Genomic DNA, 18,584 nt, shown 5'->3' with positions numbered 1-18,584 from the left:
ACAAAAACGTAGAAAAAAATGTGTTCAACTAAAAGACGGGGTGCCTCATTAAATAGTATAATACCCTACACTTTGCCCAAACTTCACACCGGGAAAAATTGGTATATTGATTTCAAAGCTTATGATCCTTTGGAACAAAAAATGAAACGAAAAAAATATATGCTGGATAGCATAGATAAAATTAGTGTCCGGAAAAAGAGGGCTACGGAATTAATTGCAAATATAAGTCGGCAACTCTTATCTGGTTGGAATCCATGGGCAGATACTTCAAATTCCCGCCAATATACATTGTTCGATGATGTTGTGGAATTATACAATAAATATCTAATTAAATTCCATAAGTCCAAAGTGTTTAAAGAAAGTACCTTTGCAGACTATAAAAAAAGAATTAGGGTGTTATCAGAATACAACAAAAAGCGTTTCAATCCTATAATATATATTTATCAGTTTGATAAGACTTATGCAAGTGATTTCTTGGATTATATTCTTATTGATCGTGATTCATCAGCTCGCACAAGGAATAATTATCGAACCTGGTTATCATCTTTTGGCAGCTGGTTATTAGAAAAACAGTATATAGACAAAAACCCCGTAGAGAATATCAAATCATTGTCGGAAGACAAAAAGAAACGGGACGCATTGTCCGCCAATGATCTACAGAAGCTTAGAACATATTTAGAAAAAAATAATCCGTACTTTCTCCTACTTTGCCAGTTTGCATATTATACCCTTATTCGTCCAGATGAGCTGTCAAATATTCAATTATCCGATATCTATATTAAGGATCAAAAAGTATTTATCCCTTCAAGTATATCTAAAAACCGCAAAGACGGTATGGTAGGATTAAACGATATCTTAATAAAATCTATGCTCGAACTTAAAATATTCAATTATAGCAATGATTGTTACTTATTCGGGAAAGATTTCAAACCCTCAAAAGAGAAATCGACACCACGCACTTACAGGACTTATTTCAATAAAGTACGTACGTTACTTAAATTCCCTGACTCCTACCAGTTTTATTCCCTAAAAGATACCGGTATTCGCGATTTGGCAAATTCAGCCGGGATTGTTATTGCACGCGATCAAGCAAGACATTCGGATATTTCTACCACAAATAAATATCTAAAAGGAGAAGCGTTGCCAGTACATGAAGAGACAAAACATTTTGAAGGACTTTTTTAAATCAGGGGAAACGTGTTTCCCGCTTCCCCCTTTCGCTTTTCTACTCCAACGTATAAACACTCCAGTCTATCGCCTTTTTAAGTTCCCAGCCTTCCTTTTGTGTCTCCTGTATATGTTTCACGGCACCGGTGTAAAACTCTTGTAGTTGCTGCATACTTGCAAACTCGTAAAACGTCGGGTTGTCTTCTTCCCCGAGCTTGAAAGTAACAGGAAGGTTTTCCCCGCCTGTCTGCAAGGCAAGATCGTACGCCGTCTTATAATTCATCTGGTTCTCCATGGAAAGCCAGACTTTCAGGCCGTTCCATACGTACCCGCTTTCGATCGTGTCAGTTATCTTTCGGTTATACCATTCATTAATAACCGCCTTGATTTCTGCCAGTGCGGGTAGATGATCGAACGTCTCTTCCATGTAACTGCGTTGCACTCCTTCTGCTGTCTCTGTTTCCTGGTAATCCCACGTAATACGCCAGATTCCCCGGCGGCGGTTGGTGCATCTTACCGGTTCCGCCTTGCTGTCTGCATAAATTCGTATCATTTCAAGTAAAATGTATAATTATCAATCCTTTTTCACTTACTTCACCTTCGCAATGTGCTTCAAAAGGCAGTTCTCCGTCTCTTGCCGCTGATTCACAAATGAAAAGGGTTTCCTCCAGGCTGGTAAAATACTTTCTCTCCTTGCCGTCGAGTTCCAGCTTTATAACAGTCCGGTTTCCGTTTTTCGTCGGAACATCCTTTTCATAATCAAGTACGATCACATCCTTGTTCATCAGTTCGGGCGACTTGATCCTTGCCCCGGTAAATCGTTTCCGTCCGTCTTTAGGCTTGTACTTGTAGCCCAAATCTTTTAATTTTTTCATTTTCTTTCCTGTTAGTTTATAAAATAAGTTCTTGCAATCAGCATGTTTTGTAAGCCCGTAAAATGAAGCGGTTAACTCCTGCCTACGTTTCTTGCTTTTAACCTTGTGCATCTTGCGGGCGAACTTTTGTTTGTTACGCTTCCTTAACCGCACATGATCCGGGCGGGTTACATATCCCAGAAAGTCGATACCTTCGGTAATCGGGAAAACGGTATCATTACTTTTAATCTCCAGGCGGGCTTTACGGGCCTGTTCATGAATGATATCCCTAACCTTCCAAAGGTATTTCTTACTACCGGAAAGCACCAGACCGTCGTCACAATACCGGTAATAGTGTGCTACTGCCTCCTGATCCTTTAACCGGTGATCCAGATAAATAGACAGAAGCAAATTACAAAGTCCCTGCGATGATCTTAGTCCGATACTCACGCCTTTAGGCATCATGCGAATGCACTCTTCCAGGATTCCGATCAATATTTTATCCTTGAACATCTTTTTCACTGCATCCAGCAAAACGTCTTGGTCTACGCTCTCATAGAATTTCGTTATATCGAACTGGTACCCGAACAGGGTTCCTTGGGGATCAGCCTTTATATCTTTAACGATATACTGTAAAAGGTCATGCGTACCCCTGTTTTTAATGGATGCGGAAGTAGTCCGGATAAAACGTACTTTCAAATGCCGGTCCACCACATTCATAACGGCGTTAAGAACGATCCTGTCTTCCAGGGAAACCGATTGTACGATCCTTACCTTCGGCCCGTCGTCTACGGTCATTTCCCGATATCCTCCGAGCTTGAACCGCCCGCCCTTTATCCGCTGTCTGATCCTCTTTACTGCCTTTGGGACATCCGCCAGTATTCTACGCCCGGCAAAGCTGCGCTTTCGTCTTCTTTTGCGCAATACCGTTTTTATGGCGTCCTCTATATTGGAGTCCTCGACAATCTCTTCTATAATATTATCTTCTCTCCACATGATAATTAAATTAGCCTTCAATTCCCCGGGCCGGGCTTCTTCGAAAAAAGTTCCTACCAAACCCCATTGCCCTGCGCTTTATTTTTCCCCTTTCCAGCCGTAAACGGCTGCTGTTGGCGAGGCTCATTCCTCTTGGCTCCACATCGGGGACACGTCCCCACCGTTGTACGCCAATTTTTAAGGCTTATGCGCTTTTTCTTTATTCTAATTGTTTGCAAGCCGAACGCCGATGTTCGCATTCGTGTTCGATGAATCGTTATTCGCGTTCGCATACGAAACACCGCCTAACGCGTTCGCGTTGTTGTTCGACCGATACACCACACGAGTGTATATGAGGAAATCCGCCTTTGTATTTTCAGGAAGCACCGGCACCCGTCTTACTTCCGGACGCCCGCGCTACCCGCACAACGTTTTACGTTGCTATTTTTTTATTTTAATCAGCCTGATTTATGGCTTTAAAGGCCGCGACGCTACCCGCCCAGCGTATTATGCCCCTGAAGGCAAGCCGGACGCCGAGGAGCGCATTCGTGCTCGATGAATCGTTAAGCGCGTACGCATACGAAACACCGCCCAACGCGCTCGCGTAGTAGCTCGACCGATACACCACACGAGAAAGCCCGGTACCTACATAGAACCTGTCGAACCAATGTGAAGAAGTGGAACCGCCTTCTTTGGCTGCAATCAAATCCATATACCGGCCCCAAACCATGTGGGTAGGATAAATATCCGCATTATAAACAGTAATTCCCTGTACAACGCGTTCCGTTCCGTCCGGCATGGTAATAAACCACCTTCCGTCCGCTGCTGTCTTGTTTACCGTGACATACTGCAACCATTCCGCCTTGTTTCCCTGGAAATTTTCATATCCCAGTACATTGACGGACTGATAATTTACACCGTCCCGGTAAGCACCTTCCGCCTGTGGATTGGAACCGCCCTTTTCTTTATAATAAGAAACCGTATCACGTATTCCCAACGCATTTGTAAGGCCTGTCACTTTCTGGTAATTGTTTGTTCCATATCCGCAAACTCCCTGCGAATCGGTATTACCGTATTTAAAGAAATGCAGATTACCCACGTCCTTGTGCATTTCCCAGTCAAACAGCTGGAAACCTTTGCCTCGGTTCTGGGCGTATTTGATTGCCTGGGCTTGTGAAATGGTTCCTACACTTGAAACACCACTGACAGAACGCAACACATCATCAATCAAGTAGGCTTCATAAGCACCGCCCAGGCATTCCGTATGCTCTACCCAGTCCGGCTCGATCGCTTCTACACTTTCCGACGTTGTGAGTAAAACGAAATCGAATGTCGCCGAATTAAGGAAGGTAAAGGCCAGTTTCGTTGCCCCTACAGGAACGGCACAAAACAAGTACATACCATTGATAAAACCGTTCGCGTTTGAAACGCTGACCCGACTTACTATTTTGCCCGTATCATCTATAAATACAGCCCCGTAAAGAGTGGAAGCCAGACCGGGAAAACGAACCTGCTTGTAATCCCGAACATCCACCAGGGCGAACGATCCGGATTCGTATTCGTTCTTTGCCTCTTCAATGGTCGTGTAATCCGTATTCTTACGAATCCCGATCCCTTCCGTTACGTCCAGCTCTTCACGGGTAAATTTTACACTGGTGTACCCTGCCGCTGCCGGCGCATCCTCATTACTTGAAATAAAACCGTAAAGACATTGATTCAGCACGTCCGTTACTCCCTTGTACCAGTAATGAGGTTCATATACGTAAACTTCGCCTTCCGATCCGGTTAATACTGCATCCGTGGCGTTCTCCACATTCTCACTATCGGCGTATTTGTTCCGGTTCTCATCATGAAGCGGATAACAGGTCATTTCACCCTCCGCCGTCTTTTTGGCCAGAACGCAAGGCCTTTTCGCCAACACTTCCAGGATATGGGAAGACGGGGTAAATTCCGTATTATAGTCATATCCGGTTGAGTTATCCAGATTCGTAATCTTTTCCCCGTCTCCTACCGTCTGATCTATTTTTATACCGACAAACTGCGGCTGAATGATATTCAGTTCCGGGAAATGTGCACAGGTGGCGGCGTACTCTTCATCCGACATGGACTGGGTGAGCCGGTACGTACCTACCAGGCGGCACGTCTGCACGTTTCCCCCGTCTTCATCAACGCCGCCCATTGTCATAAGCCTGCGAAGCAAATTACCGTTCCCGTCCATATCTATACCGGTAATTCGTAGATAGCTGGTCGCGCTGCATTGCTGTAACAACGTGTTCCAGTCGATCAGGCTACAGTTATCAATCACAAGGCGCGTGATATTTGCCGTGCCTTCCAGCTGCAGCCCAGCATTGGTTAGTTTGTTCAGGTACCGGAGTTCCAGCGTCTGCAAAGTTGCGGGAAGGACGCAAACGGCCAGAGGCGCACCGCCGGCGAATGTCACACCGGTAAGGGATGTATCACCGGCCAGGAAGGTCTCAAGTTTAGCATTGCTTGAAAGGTCCATACCGGTAAAGGAAGAGGATTTAAGCCCGGATATGTCGAGTTTTCGAAGATTACGGCAATTACCCACCAGAAGGGCGTTAAGTGTCGTTTGTCCGGCCTCACAACTAATATTCAGATCACGCAAGGCCGTACAGTTATTCAGGTTCAATGTGCCGACAATGGCGTGGCTTACATCCGTCAGATCAAGCCCGCGAATACGGCTTGCACCGTAGAAATATTGCGGATCGTTTACAATCAAATCCGTGTCCATTGTCAGTTCCACCACACTACCGGTCGTTTCTGCAAGTACCGCGCTTTGGTGCGGTGTTCCGGACGTGTACCCGTACCCGTAATAATACCGTTCGGAGGCTGTAATCCGAACTTTCCGGTTATCGTTTCCGAACTTATACCCGAAATAAGCCGCGAAGCTGTCACGACGATAAGTACCGGCCACGTACTGACTATCCAAAAGGGCGAAACGGTTCTGAATGGTATAAGTACGGTGCGCGTAACGGCTGCCCTGCAAGGCATACAGATAATTATAATAACTGGTTCCGCTGCTGGTTGTCACCCCTTCGGTAAGCGGAAGGATATATTTATACTCCGAATCCTTGTTATAAATCCGCTCGCACCAGTTACCCATTTGCTCCTCGTTAAATACTTGCAGGACATATTCAAGGCTCATATTACTACGCAAGGTTTCTGCCACTTCACGCAATTTGTCCGGACAAGATCGTACCAGTTCCCATAAAACGGAATCATGGCCGGCAAAAGCATAACTACCGATACTATCGTCAAAACTTGCGTGGGTAATGGTATATTCGTATTTCAGTACCGAATCATTACGCACACCGAACAACGTGTCCATATCGTAAGGAAGGAAATACCAGATCAGGCCGTCCCAGGTCGCCAGCATCATATTTTTTGCCCGGTTATCCACGGCCATAAAGTAATCGGTAATCAGATACCATGCAAACGGGCTGTCATTACCGAAATACTGGTTATATTCCGCCAGGAATTTGGCGGGATTACCTTTACATGAATCTACCCAGTTCCAAAGTCTTATAACTGCCGCCTTGTCGTCCTCGTGTGCATCCGCCCAGGTAGTATCTGCTTTGAAACGAAATTCCAGCGCATCATCAAAAGAAGACATGTCGGTAGTCCCGAACAAACAAAGGGCCTCGGAGTTATTCAGGAACTCCAGACAGATACATTTGTTACGCTGCCCGTTCAGGGACGCTTCGTCGTTGAATCCTTCAATTCCTTCAAAACCGTAAATGATCGCACTTTCCGACTTCTCATTATTGAAATTGTATTTTCCCAGATAAGTATTCGTACCGGTGCCGTCGTTATCATAAAACAGGTCCATAGGGAAACCGTCTACACCTATACGTACGTCATATTCCCCCTTATATGCAGCCTGCGGCGGCGTCAACCACCCGCACTTCTTCCAAATGTCATTCACAATACGCACCGCACCGGTATTATGTGTACCGGAAGAATCGGAAAAGTCCGCTTTCAAACAGAATATACTGATCGGCCGTGCTCCCGGTTTGAAACTGTATTCAAGAGACGGCACATCCACACCGTTAACTTCCAGCGTGGTACCGTATTTCTCCAAGCGCAAGAAATAAAGACGGTAATTCTTACGCGGATAAGTGGTGGATGATGTACCTTGTATTCTTAGACCGACATTCCTTGCTACAAAGTCATACTCCTTACCGTACGGGCTATAAAAATAGATATCGACCGGGACCTCGAATTTCTTGTTATTGGTGGCGTTGACAAGGTTCACATCGCCGACAATTCGCATAACCGCCTTTCCTTGGGCGCGTAGCTTGTCTATGTCGATATCCGTACCGTTGTCCCCCGTAACATCGTTCTTTTCAAATAACAGGACCATTTCGTCCGACGTAGTCCGGTCTACCATGTAATTGTTCAGTTCTTCATCATCCGTAAGCGCACGGTTATAAATACGGAAATTCCTGATCTCCACATCCGCCGTATCACTGAATAAACGGATGTTCACCGGTTCCGCCTGCAGTAGTCCTTCGGTAGCCCCATACTGTACAGCCCCGCAACGGATTCCGTTTACATAAAGTTCCAGCAACCGTTTGCCAGCCTTGGACCCGACAATAAAGGCTATTTTCAGGTTCATATCACTTGCAAACTTTGTACTTACTTCCGTACCGCCAGAAACACGCATAAGGGCCTGCTCCGTTGTCATTTGGAAACCGATATCGCCGGCCATACAGTCCAGTATTACCCCCTGCCGGTCCGTTACCGACGAACAAAGAATCTCCATTTCATAGGTAGCCCCGGTAGTGGTTGCATCTGTGGAGAACGGCTGGTACCCGATTTCAATCTTCGCGCCTCCTGTAAGTTTCAGGGCGTCACCCGTCCAGCCGTTGCTGTTCCAGTCGAAACCCGCAAACGTTGTATGTATGTCGCCATAATCCCAGGCTCCCGGATCGGATTCACTGTTACTCCGCCCGGCTGCCGAAAGTTTCAGTACAAGCCCGGCAGTAGTTTCTTGCAAGTCGATGCCGCTTTCCGTCACGTCGATATAAAACGGGTATTCCGTGGCTCCCGTCTTAAATTTCATATTGATTTCACCCTGTTCCGTAAAACGGTTGGTATATGTCTGCGTAGTACGGGCCACACTGACAGACTGCGTTTTCACCCCGTCCCGGTAAACGTCCACTTTGGCCGGCGTCGCGGCGGGATCATAAGCCACAAAGTTAAATTTCACCTGTTCGTACTGCCCCGCTTCCAGGCGCGGAACAAGATGATCCTCCGTAAAAATACGGCCGTCCGGAAAACTTATCATCGTGCCGATGAACGGTGCCGATCCTCCGGATTTCAGGATATCAATGTAGATACTTTCAGACTTTAACACGAGATCGGCGGAAGCCTCCATTTCGGCAACCATTTGAACGGTATTCCGGCCGGTCACAAGCGAAGAGGGGGACAAACTGAAACTACCGTTTGTCGTTCCTGATCTTGTAATAGTGTGCGCGTTCTGTTGCTGACCGTTCAGATAAAGTGTGACGACCTTTGTTCCGGCACCGTTGACAGCATAAGGAATATTAATCGTGTCGGCCAGAGTATAACCGCCTGTGGCTATAGCCCCGGCCAGATTGTAAGAGCTGGTAAGGGAAAGACTAACAACCTTTACGGATGTAAACGCCTGCCGGGTTTGTTTCTTGCCGGTAGTCGGATCGGTTGTGGTTGCCACTACGTAAATATCGGTATTCCCAACAAGCAAGTAACTTGAAAGGTCCAGTTCGTAACTGCCTTTAGAAACATCGCTGACCGTCTGGGAATACATGGTAGTCGTTCCACGCCTGATCGTAACGGTGATATCTGCCTTTTGCCCGGTAGATTCCCCCTTTTCGTCCCCCGTGGTGTATTGGTGATCGTACGTATAAGTAAGACGGGCGTTTCCGCCTTCTTTTATGATCGCATTATCTACAGCCGCATTTAAGGCAATTTTAGTAGCCACCGTTTCGCCGGAACCTCCACCGGAACCGGCCGGGATATCCACGGCGGTAATTTCCGCGCCGCTTTTGTTCTGGAAAGACAGACGGACGGATGTTTCATCCTCGCTTACTTCCGCATTTACATTAAACAGCGTGGAAGCGTCCACCTCGTTAAAACGGGCGGTTACAACCTTGTTTTCTACCGGATTGGTGGAATCTAAGGACAAAGTTTCGTCCACTTCCAGGATATCCACGTTTACATTCACATTACCGGCCGCGTCCGGCGTCTGCTTCTCGCCGTTTACCGTTACACTCTTTACCGTTCCTTTGCCGCCGAACTCTTCCCAGCTCGCCTCCTGATCCCAGACAGCCGGATCGGTTCCGGTAAATTGCCACGTCTCCCATTTACCGAGCGATGTTTCAAAGGTGATAACACGTCCCTGGCCGCGTTGTTTTTCCGGTACCGCGGCAATGGCGGAAGCAAGAGTATAGAAACCTTCTGCAAGTGGTATGTTACCGGTTACGTTATAAGTATTCCCGCCGGCCGAACCGCCGCTGCCGAAATCCTCCCACTTTTCGACATTTTCAAAATCCGTGTCCGGATTACCTCTAAATTGTTTCGTCACCCAGCCGTCGGCAGTAAGAAAAGAAAGGATTACACCGTTTTTCCGTACATTGTTAATCTTTCCCGCCGTTTTCAATGTTGCAAATACCCCCGACAGATCACTATAAACGGTACCGGCGTTCAAAAGGTTGTTTACATTGGTAAAGGTGGAAGACAGACGCCCGTCCGTTTCCTGTAACCCCTGTTTCATTTTGTCACGGTCTATCTGCAATGTGCTTATGTCATCGGAACAACTGGTTATATCCTGGGACAAACTTTTCAGTTTTCCCCAAAGGGAACCGTCTTCACTCTCCGAACCGTCTTCACTGCCGATACGGGCGTTAATATCAGCCAGCAATGCGGCAAGCGAATCACTGTCTTTAAGCCCGTTCAGAAAATTAAGAATCTCGTTAAAGTTGTCGATTGCCTGCGAAGCGTTGTTACCGACAAGTCGGTCGATACGTAAAGAAACGGCGTCTATAGCCTTCTGTAATGCTGCATCGGCGGCAATGCGGGCGGTTTCCTCCGCCTCGACTTCCTTACCCTGGGAAACCAGTTTCAGGTGTTCGTTCAAGAAGCCAAGAACCGCCGCCACCATTTGGTTAGTAACGCTTTCCGCGTCCTCCGCGGTTTCAATGACTATAATAAGATCATCGATATACTCCTGTGTTGCCATATAGATACATTAATTAAATTGTTTACTAAACTCTTTGGAATGAACCCTCGGTTTCCGGTAGCCGCTTTCCGTAATTTCTCCCGTCCAGTTGGACTCTTTGTCGGCAAACATGAGTTTTAACGTCACGTTCTGCGGTGCGTCCGGACGGACACGGTAAGAAAACTCTTCCGCCGAAGGAATGACTTTTATTTCTTCCCGGCCGTAACCTGCCAGGTAAACATCATCAGAGGAAAGCAGATCAAGAAGAAAACGTATTTCCTGCGGGCGTTTGAATCCCGTCTTAATCGTTACAGCTTCCTGTATCTCCGTCCGTATGCGATCCGAATAATAATCATCGGTAATTTCATCGTAACGCCGGAAAACAGCGTCTTCGTCTTCATCCATGCCGGGAGTTACGCTTGCCTCGCCTTCCAGGGAAAACACTTCGTAAGTCCCGTAACTGTTCAGGAACCGGAGCCGGTAACGCTCGCGAACCGTCGGGCTTTGTTCGATCCCGATCCGGAGAGCAAACGTATCACCGCTATACACGTCAAAAAGGTTAGCCAGTACCCCGTAATCGGTAAAGAATTTAAGTCTTACGGCCTCCAGGTTCAAGGCGTAGAAATTCCCTGCCGTACCTGGTACTGCAAGGCTTTGACCGGTAAGAAGTTCCGTTATTTTCAGTTCGTGTCCCGGATAGATGAAACAGAGCGGGTAAAGTTCCGTCTCGCGCATCGTTATACGCCAGTCATTGCTCCGGGTGGTAAAAAAGAAATTGCAGGATTCATTCAAGAACTTCAAAGAAAATATATCAGTCCCCATATTTCGAAGACGTTTAAACTCTTTCTTGGAAATTCCCCCTTTCCAGGCTGTAAAAGACAGGTTATATTCTTCTTCCCCCTCATTAACCACATGTATAGTTACTTTGGCCGACAAACCGGAAACGGCAAGCAGAGGCTCCGTATTATCCGGTAAAATCGGTGTACTTGCTATTCCGGTTTCGACAATCTCGGCTATATTAACACGAAATTCCCCGATTCCGTTTCCTTTGAAAATTTCCTCATTATTCATTCTGATACTGTATGTTGCCATAGAATAGGATGATACAGACAGAAAAATAGGATTACGCGTAAAGGCATTTCCCGTCGGATATATGTTCACCTTTAAAGCTTCGTCGCTGGCACTCATTGTATTGCTGTTTTGGTTACGATAAAACTTCCGATTAACTCATGCTGCGCCTCCAGAGAGGATATAAAGCGATCCCTGGCAGCCGAAGGGTTTACCATAAACTTATAAAAGTCCGTAAGCCGGCCCGTATGGTTTTCCCTCCATAAATTATAAAGCTCCGTTACCTGTGTGGCGCACGGGGCAAGTACGATGTTATTCTGCTTTTCCATGGTGCAAAAGTTGGGTTTATCAAAGGAAGAATAAAGGACGGGATTAACCGGAATAGACAACAGAAACAAAAGTATCTGTATATTCAAATTCGGATTCATACGTAACATCCCGATATGTACCGGGAGTAAAACTTCCAGGCTCGTAGTAAATACTTATTATTGCTGTCGCTTTACATTTATAGTTCCTTTGTAATGTAATTCCCGCTTCCTGGGGATAGTTTTCAACCAAGTATTTATCATCATTACGAGTTGTATATCCGTCAAGCGAGTAAGTTATTGATTTCATTTCGTTCACAGCGGTCGGCCTTTTGTTCCATTCATCCCTCGCCTGTTGTAAAATCCTGTTCCTTTCATTTTCTTTGGCTGTTTCTATATTTGAACTTATAAATTCCCACGTAAAAAGCCTGGAACCAAAAACGGGTGTTTCCTGTTCCTTATCCAAATCGTACGGACCAATCAACCGGAGTGTTCTTAATGTCAGATCAACGGGTACAATCTTATTTGCCGGAAGAGAATAAGAAAGCCCGTCAAAAAGTAAATATTGTCCTCGAAGTATTACCGGTGTTAAGATATCCATACCCGTAAGCCGGTGAACCGGTAACAAAACGTTTGCCTCTATCTTATTGAATGAATGTCTTAATATAGCGTCGTATTTCCTCCAGAAGTTAAAAAACAGGCCATTATCATATTGAAAAAATAGCGACATTGTATGCTTGCTTCCGTCTCTTAATATAACCTCTTCGGCGTCAGAGGTGTAAGGTAACACAGAACCGAAAGGATATTTACTATTTTGGGAAGACGTAAACGCAAACACGAAGGATAACGGTGTTTCCACCTTCTCCGAGTCTTCATCGTTATTATTAGAGGAAGTTTTAAGATACGTGTAACGGTGCACGTAATCAGCAAGATATTGAGGGGAAAGAATATCATTCGGGGCAAAATCCATGGGAACGCATTCGTCGTCGCTGGTTAATTCGTTATCTTCGATATTGTCGGTTTTCCGATCCCAGGAAAAGAAACTCGATGAAGAATAAGTAAGGCGGTTATTATCTTCATCCCATTTAAACCACCGTCCTGTTGTTTCCTCATAATTTAGATGTATCACCCTTTTAGATACATCAACTTTAGTTAACCTTGCGACTTTCTGATCTTTCAAGTAATCTTCAAGTCTTTCAACAGAGGGGGCCGCACCGGTAAAGGAAGTTTTGGCCGATAACTTCATTTGCCGGGCCGTTTCATAAGTTATTAAAGGTTCGTCTGTCAGGCTACGGGATAAATCAATGTCCGGAACATCATCCACAATATCCCGGATCAGTCTTAAAGTGGCCGTTTTCGTATCGGAAGAAACATTATAAACCAGTCCGAAACGCACATAAAGGGCGTTTAAAAAGTCCTCGACCGTACAATCCGGCATCAAATCCGCGTAAGAAAGTTTTCCTTTAACACAACAGTCGGCCGCATTATTCAATATTACCAAGTTATAAAGTTGTTTATCTGTTTTAAAAGGATTTTCCATTATTGTATATCCAAATTCGGAAAAAACAAGTTCCAGTACACGCCATACATATAAAAAGGCTGTCACGCCGTAACCTTCCGGAAGTGTTACTGCAGTCGGAGTTCCATTTACTAAAAAAGTTTCTGTTCTTGCTTGATAACGTAACCGATAAACTTTGCTTCCTTCTGATACAGGTGTGATATAGTTCAAGTATTTAGGGTAAAACTGATTATCTTTCGAATCGTTACCGGTCATAATCTGAAATACGGCATAATCAGTCTGATAACCTCCTAAAACTTGTTGCAAATGTGCGCAAAGAGAATTAACGCTGCTATACTCCTTCACTGGTAATGTAATAGCATTTAATTTTTTTGCTTTCCATGCGCTGTAGGCTTCCGAATTGTCAAAGCCGATGTTAAGGGTAATACCTTCTTTTTTACCGGCGGAAACAATATTTATCTTCCCGGTACGTTTATATGCTCCGTCCAATACCGTACATGCCTGATCTTCATTCATCGGCTTTATACCCATGTCGAGACGGTGAGCAAAACCGGTTATTTTAGCATTGTTGCCGGTACATGGAACCGTAACCGGTACGGTTTGCGATCCCCGGTCGTTCATGACAGGGGATTTTTCATCAATCTGTACGGTAAAGTCTCCCCCTAAATCCAGATAACCTTTGTTCGTCTTTATCTTTAGCATAATGATTACTTATTTTCCGCGTGTAAAGGTGTCGCGGGCGTTATCTATAGTTTCTTTGGCCTTCTCCAAATCCTGATAAACGATATAGGCCTTTATCAATTTGATAGCCTCACAGGAGGCGCGCAGCTCCTTTGCCGCTTCCAGGAACTCCCAGTAGGAAGAATCCCCTGCATAAGAGGTAACGTAACCGCCTTCCGCATATTCACCCGGATTCTGTGGCAACGGGTTCGCATTGGTACGCTGCCGCCTGATCGCTTCGATAGTGCTAACAGCGTCAATTACTTTAGGATTATTCATTTCCGGCTGTGGTACCACATATTCTCCCTTATGAACTACGCCGGCCACTTCATAGCGTCCGCCGGGACCGGTGTAACCGCCTTCCGAATATCCACCACCGGAAGAACCGGAAACAACACGTTCAGCCGTGGCAGTCTTGCTGCCGGTGGTGTTTTTCAAGGACATGTTTTTAATCCTGTCCCGTTCTGCTTTGGCCGATGCAAGCTGGGCCACACCGGTAGCCGCAAGCATTACTGCAGCAACGGTTCCGGCGATCGGTCCGAGGTCCGCGTACGCCTTCATAATCGAAACGGCCGTATCTGCTATGATCTGGGAACACTTGATAGCAAAGTTTACATCCGCGTACTTCTTTTGAATCTCCAGTTTCTTATTTTCCTTCTCTTCTTCCAGGGCGGCAGTATCTTCACCGTTGTTCTCGGCTTCCTGTATGAGAACATCGTATTTTGCTTCCACCTGGTCGATTTCGGCTTGTTGAATGGCTTCCACCATGGAAGAGGAAAGACCAGAATAATAATCAAAGTATTTTTTAGCGTTATTCATCTGCATTTGCAGCTTTTTACGCTGGTATGTCTTTTCATCTATTAATTCCTGATCGTGCAGATTCTTTAACAGGGCCAGTTCATTCTGGTATTCCTGTGCCCATGATACGCCGATCTGGGATTGAATCTGGTATAAACTATTCTGGTAGTCAAATTCAAGCTGGCTAATTTCCTGTTGTTTCTGCTTCTCCAAACCAACGGTAGAAATCCCCGCCTGTCTTGCTATCTCAATTATGGCATTATAAGTCGTTTCTACATCCTGAACCTGCTTCCGGTGTGCCTCCTGCATACCGGTTATTCCTACCGGAACGGAAGTTATTTCACGTACTTTTTGAGCAATGGCCGCCTGGTCACGTAGTAGCTGCATTTCGGTTTCACGCACGGCGTCGGCCGCTTCCGTAACGGTATCTATACGTTTTTGTTTACTGGTGATCTCCAAGGCGTTTACATCATCCAGATAAGTACGGTTTATCTCCAGGAGTTCTGCGGCGTGCTCCGCTTCAACTTCCAGCATATAGGCGTCGGCGGCTTCCTGCGTGATACTTTGGTTTAATACCGCTTTTTCCATGGTGTCCTTCTGGACATTGTAATAGGCGGTTTCAATCTTTAACCGTTCATCCCGTTTCTCCTGTACCAGTTTTATACGGGCGTCCTCCTGCTTGCCGGTTTCCGTAAAAATGGCCGTCTGTGCTTCTGTTTCGAGCTTGTGGATTTCATCGAGTAACTTCTTCTTCTGGGCCGGTGTCTTTGCTTCCAGCTTCTGGAGTGCGTCGATACGTTCCCGGTAATAGCGAAGGTTTTCCGCCGTTCCTTCGAGAATATACTGGGCTTCCGTCTTATTTTCCTTCTCCCGGTTCTGTTTGATTAGAAGCATACGTTTTTCGTGCTCGATCTCCAGAGGTTTTAACGTGGCGTCCGTTTCCGTATTTTTATACTCCCCGGCTTCCGCCTTCTTTTTGACCTTCCCCAGTTCGTTTAAACGTTTTATTTCGGTGTCGATACGTTCTATTTCCTTGTTTTTCTTGGCGATATTCGCTTCGCTGTCTTCTGCCCACTGTTCTTGAACCTTTTTCTTTTCTGCCTCCAGTTTCTTTATGAGGGATGTTTCAGTATTTATATTTTCTTTATTGGTTCCGGTTAATGAAGTGGCTGTCGCCTCTGTTTTTAAAATATCATTATTGATCTGGGCGATTGCTGATTCTATACTGGCCAAATCCTTCTGTGTTGTCTGTAGGGTTTTCAACTGGTTAGCCTCTTTTTCCGTACCAAATAAACGGCTTATTTTAGCGGTAAGACTGTTCCGGTTATATCCTGACAATGTATTTTGCTGGCGGGTGTCCCAGTAAGCGTCGCTTTGCTCTGATTCCTGGCTTTCAAGATTCCTTTTTTTCTTGTACAATTCTTCCAGTTCCTCCTGGTAAGCTTTCAACTTGATTTGTTTTTCCAAGGAAACTAAATATTGATCTATGGCCTCCTTGTTGTTGTTTATGAGCCTGCCTTCTTCATTCAATTCCGCATTATAATCCGGTATCAGTTCTTTTAATTCTGCGAGCCTTTGTTTACGGGTGTAGTTGGAAAGGTTCTCATCATTGATAGCAGCCACAAGAGTTTTTATTTTTGCTTCCTGGCTGGAATATTCTTCATTTACTTTCTTTACGACTTCCTGGTGGGCCTTCATCGCCGCCGAAGCCTGTTCCGTCTTCTTTGCAAGCTGGTAGATAGCAACACCGGCTGCCACGAGTAACGCGAGCAGGGCCGTATATGGATTCTTCAAAAGTTCGATCCTCATTAACCGAAGGGCGGCGGTACATCTTTTAATATTCAGGTGCAGCAATGCCTGGGCCGCCGCATAAGCCAGAGTAGCCGCCCGGCTGATATAAAGCTGTACGGCGTGCGCTTTCTCTGCAACGACCGAAGCAAAGGTCGCCGTTTTAAAACGGGCGTGCCATATGGTAGCGATTTTCAGTCCTCCATAGTAAGAAACCAAATAAGCGGTAACGGTATAAGTGACAACACCCCATTTATTAAACATGTCGATCATACCACCCACACCTTCCACCATAAGCGTAACAAGGTCTATTAAATCCCGGAGAATACCCTTTGATTCATAGAAACGTAAAACTACCCCTTCAATAGTTGAACTTAGCCGGTTTAATGCACCCTGAACGTTATCACCCATTTCTTCGGACATAGCATTAAAGGCGTCTTCCGCACCTGTTACCGCATCGCAAAGTGCCAGCACGGTATCGGTACCGTTAAGGAAAGTGTTAAACGCTGCAACGGAACGTTTATCGGTCAGTTCAAGGGCCTTGTTCAAGTCTATTCCTTCGCTGTTTAGTTTTTTAAGTCCCTTTACCAAATCATCCAGGTTGTTAACCGGACCGCCAAGAGCAAGCGCGAGTTTGCCGCTACTGTCAGCCAGGTTAAGCAAAATATTACGTGTTGCCGTCGCTGCCGATGAAGCGTCGAAACCGCTGTTTGCCAAAGCTCCCAAAAGGGCGGTCGTTTCCTCGATTGTGAATCCGAAAGAATTAGCAACCGGGCCGACGGTAGACATTGCACTATTCAGGTATTCAAAATTCAGGGCCGAAGACGTTGTACCTATTGCCATGGTAGAAAGTGCCCGTTCCGTATCTTCCGCATCAAGGTTGAAAATACGCAATGTTGCACCGGCAAGCGTAGCAGCCGAGGCAAGATCAGTGTCCACAGCCTTAGCGAATTTCAGCACGGAAGGCGTCATCGCTTTAATATCCTCTTTAAAAAATCCCAGCTTGGCAAGCTCTATCTGAAGTTCCGTTACCTGTGCGGCCGTATAAGAAGTAGTAGCACCCAGCCGGCGCGCTTCATCTGTTAAATCCTTGATACTCTTTTTCGTGGTTCCCAGAATAGCGGCCAAAGTACTGTTTTTCTTCTCGAACTCTATAATAGTACTGATCGCATCCCTTAGCCCGCCGACAATCTGTCCGGTTATCATTGCGCCGATAGTGACAAACACACCGGCCAGAACCGTTTTTATCTTATTCAGGGAAAGAAGGGAACCGCCGAAACCTTCCGCCTTTTTCGTGGCCTGCCCGTATGCTTTCTCAACTTCTTTCAGTTCCTTCTCCAGGGCGGCATATTTTTCCGGCTGCAAGGATTTCACCGTATCGCGAAGCTCTTTCCGCAAGGCGTTTGCCTTCCTTGCCAGCTGGTTGGCACTCATGGTGGTTTTATCCAGCCGTTTCTCACATTCGGCAATCTTCTTGTTATTCTCGCCGATCGTCTTATTATTTTCTTTCAGTTGCTCATCAAGCCTTTTCCATTGTTTACCGCCAGCTTTCCCGGTGGCAATTAAATCGGTCATAGCCTTTTTTATCTCCTTATTGCTATCCCGGAGCTCCTTGTTCTTTTCTGAAAGATTATGTATTTCCTTCTGCGCATCGGAGGCGTTCAGGGTTAACACCCATTCGATATAGTCAGGTTTTAATTTTGCCATAAGAGTAAATTTTATAAGGCAAAATTATCCTGGTGTAAAGTGGCGGAAAAGGACATAAAAAAAGCCCGTAGAACCATTCTACAGGCTTATTATACTAAGAAGAAAGTATTTTATCTCTTAAATGTAAAATCCGAAGGATCAAAATATCCTTTATCCTTAATTGTTGCCTGATCAAACATCCGGCAAACGTACCAAGTTAAAGGTACTGATATAAGAGGCGTCACGATAAAGGAAAGAAAGGCAAAAGCAAGCCACCCGGATAAAGTAGCCGGTTTATGCTTACATCCTACGAAAAAAGCTATTACCAGGAAAAAGCCGATCAGAAATAAAATATCTTCATATGTCATATAATTACTATAAGATACAAGTAATAAATAATTGGAAATAAGCCCGCCCGAATTGGGCCGGGCTTAATTGATATATCATTTCTCACGAAATAATACATCGGGTGTATTAAGTTC

The 18,584-nt window shown here is 45.5% G+C and carries 8 protein-coding genes; 1 reads left to right on the top strand and 7 read right to left on the bottom strand.

What is annotated here, in order from left to right:
• Positions 1 to 18: 18 nt before the first annotated feature.
• Positions 19 to 1,185 (top strand): site-specific integrase, encoded by a 1,167-nt coding sequence (locus tag I2I13_RS07350; protein ID WP_007478391.1) that lies wholly within the window; start codon positions 19 to 21, stop codon positions 1,183 to 1,185.
• A gap of 40 nt (positions 1,186 to 1,225) precedes the next feature.
• Here I2I13_RS07350 and I2I13_RS07345 read toward each other — a convergent pair whose 3' ends face one another.
• The 7 genes from I2I13_RS07345 to I2I13_RS07315 all read right to left on the bottom strand — a co-directional run bounded on the left by I2I13_RS07345 (position 1,226) and on the right by I2I13_RS07315 (position 18,123).
• Positions 1,226 to 1,720, bottom strand: coding sequence for a hypothetical protein (locus I2I13_RS07345; protein ID WP_004325876.1), 495 nt, complete (start codon positions 1,718 to 1,720; stop codon positions 1,226 to 1,228).
• A gap of 1 nt (position 1,721) precedes the next feature.
• Positions 1,722 to 3,017, bottom strand: coding sequence for a reverse transcriptase domain-containing protein (locus I2I13_RS07340; RefSeq protein WP_055172996.1), 1,296 nt, complete (start codon positions 3,015 to 3,017; stop codon positions 1,722 to 1,724).
• Positions 3,018 to 3,450: 433 nt separating this feature from the next.
• On the bottom strand, positions 3,451 to 10,239 hold the full coding sequence (locus I2I13_RS07335; RefSeq protein ID WP_195649192.1) for a CotH kinase family protein: 6,789 nt from the start codon (positions 10,237 to 10,239) through the stop codon (positions 3,451 to 3,453).
• A 9-nt stretch (positions 10,240 to 10,248) separates the two neighbouring features.
• Entirely contained in the window at positions 10,249 to 11,406 is a 1,158-nt protein-coding gene (locus I2I13_RS07330; RefSeq protein WP_055172963.1) for a hypothetical protein, read from the bottom strand.
• On the bottom strand, positions 11,403 to 11,615 hold the full coding sequence (locus tag I2I13_RS07325; RefSeq protein ID WP_055172961.1) for a hypothetical protein: 213 nt from the start codon (positions 11,613 to 11,615) through the stop codon (positions 11,403 to 11,405). Before I2I13_RS07325 ends, I2I13_RS07330 begins: the two co-directional genes overlap by 4 nt.
• A gap of 43 nt (positions 11,616 to 11,658) precedes the next feature.
• Positions 11,659 to 13,812, bottom strand: coding sequence for a hypothetical protein (locus I2I13_RS07320; RefSeq protein WP_008640107.1), 2,154 nt, complete (start codon positions 13,810 to 13,812; stop codon positions 11,659 to 11,661).
• 9 nt (positions 13,813 to 13,821) lie between these two features.
• Positions 13,822 to 18,123, bottom strand: a complete 4,302-nt coding sequence (locus I2I13_RS07315) for a phage tail tape measure protein (RefSeq protein WP_195588080.1) — start codon at positions 18,121 to 18,123, stop codon at positions 13,822 to 13,824.
• Between the last annotated feature and the right edge of the window lie 461 nt (positions 18,124 to 18,584).

It is taken from the genome of Bacteroides sp. D55t1_190419_B8, from assembly GCF_015558905.1.
Lineage (GTDB): Bacteria > Bacteroidota > Bacteroidia > Bacteroidales > Bacteroidaceae > Bacteroides > Bacteroides vicugnae.
This window is presented reverse-complemented; position numbering and strand designations above follow the sequence as displayed.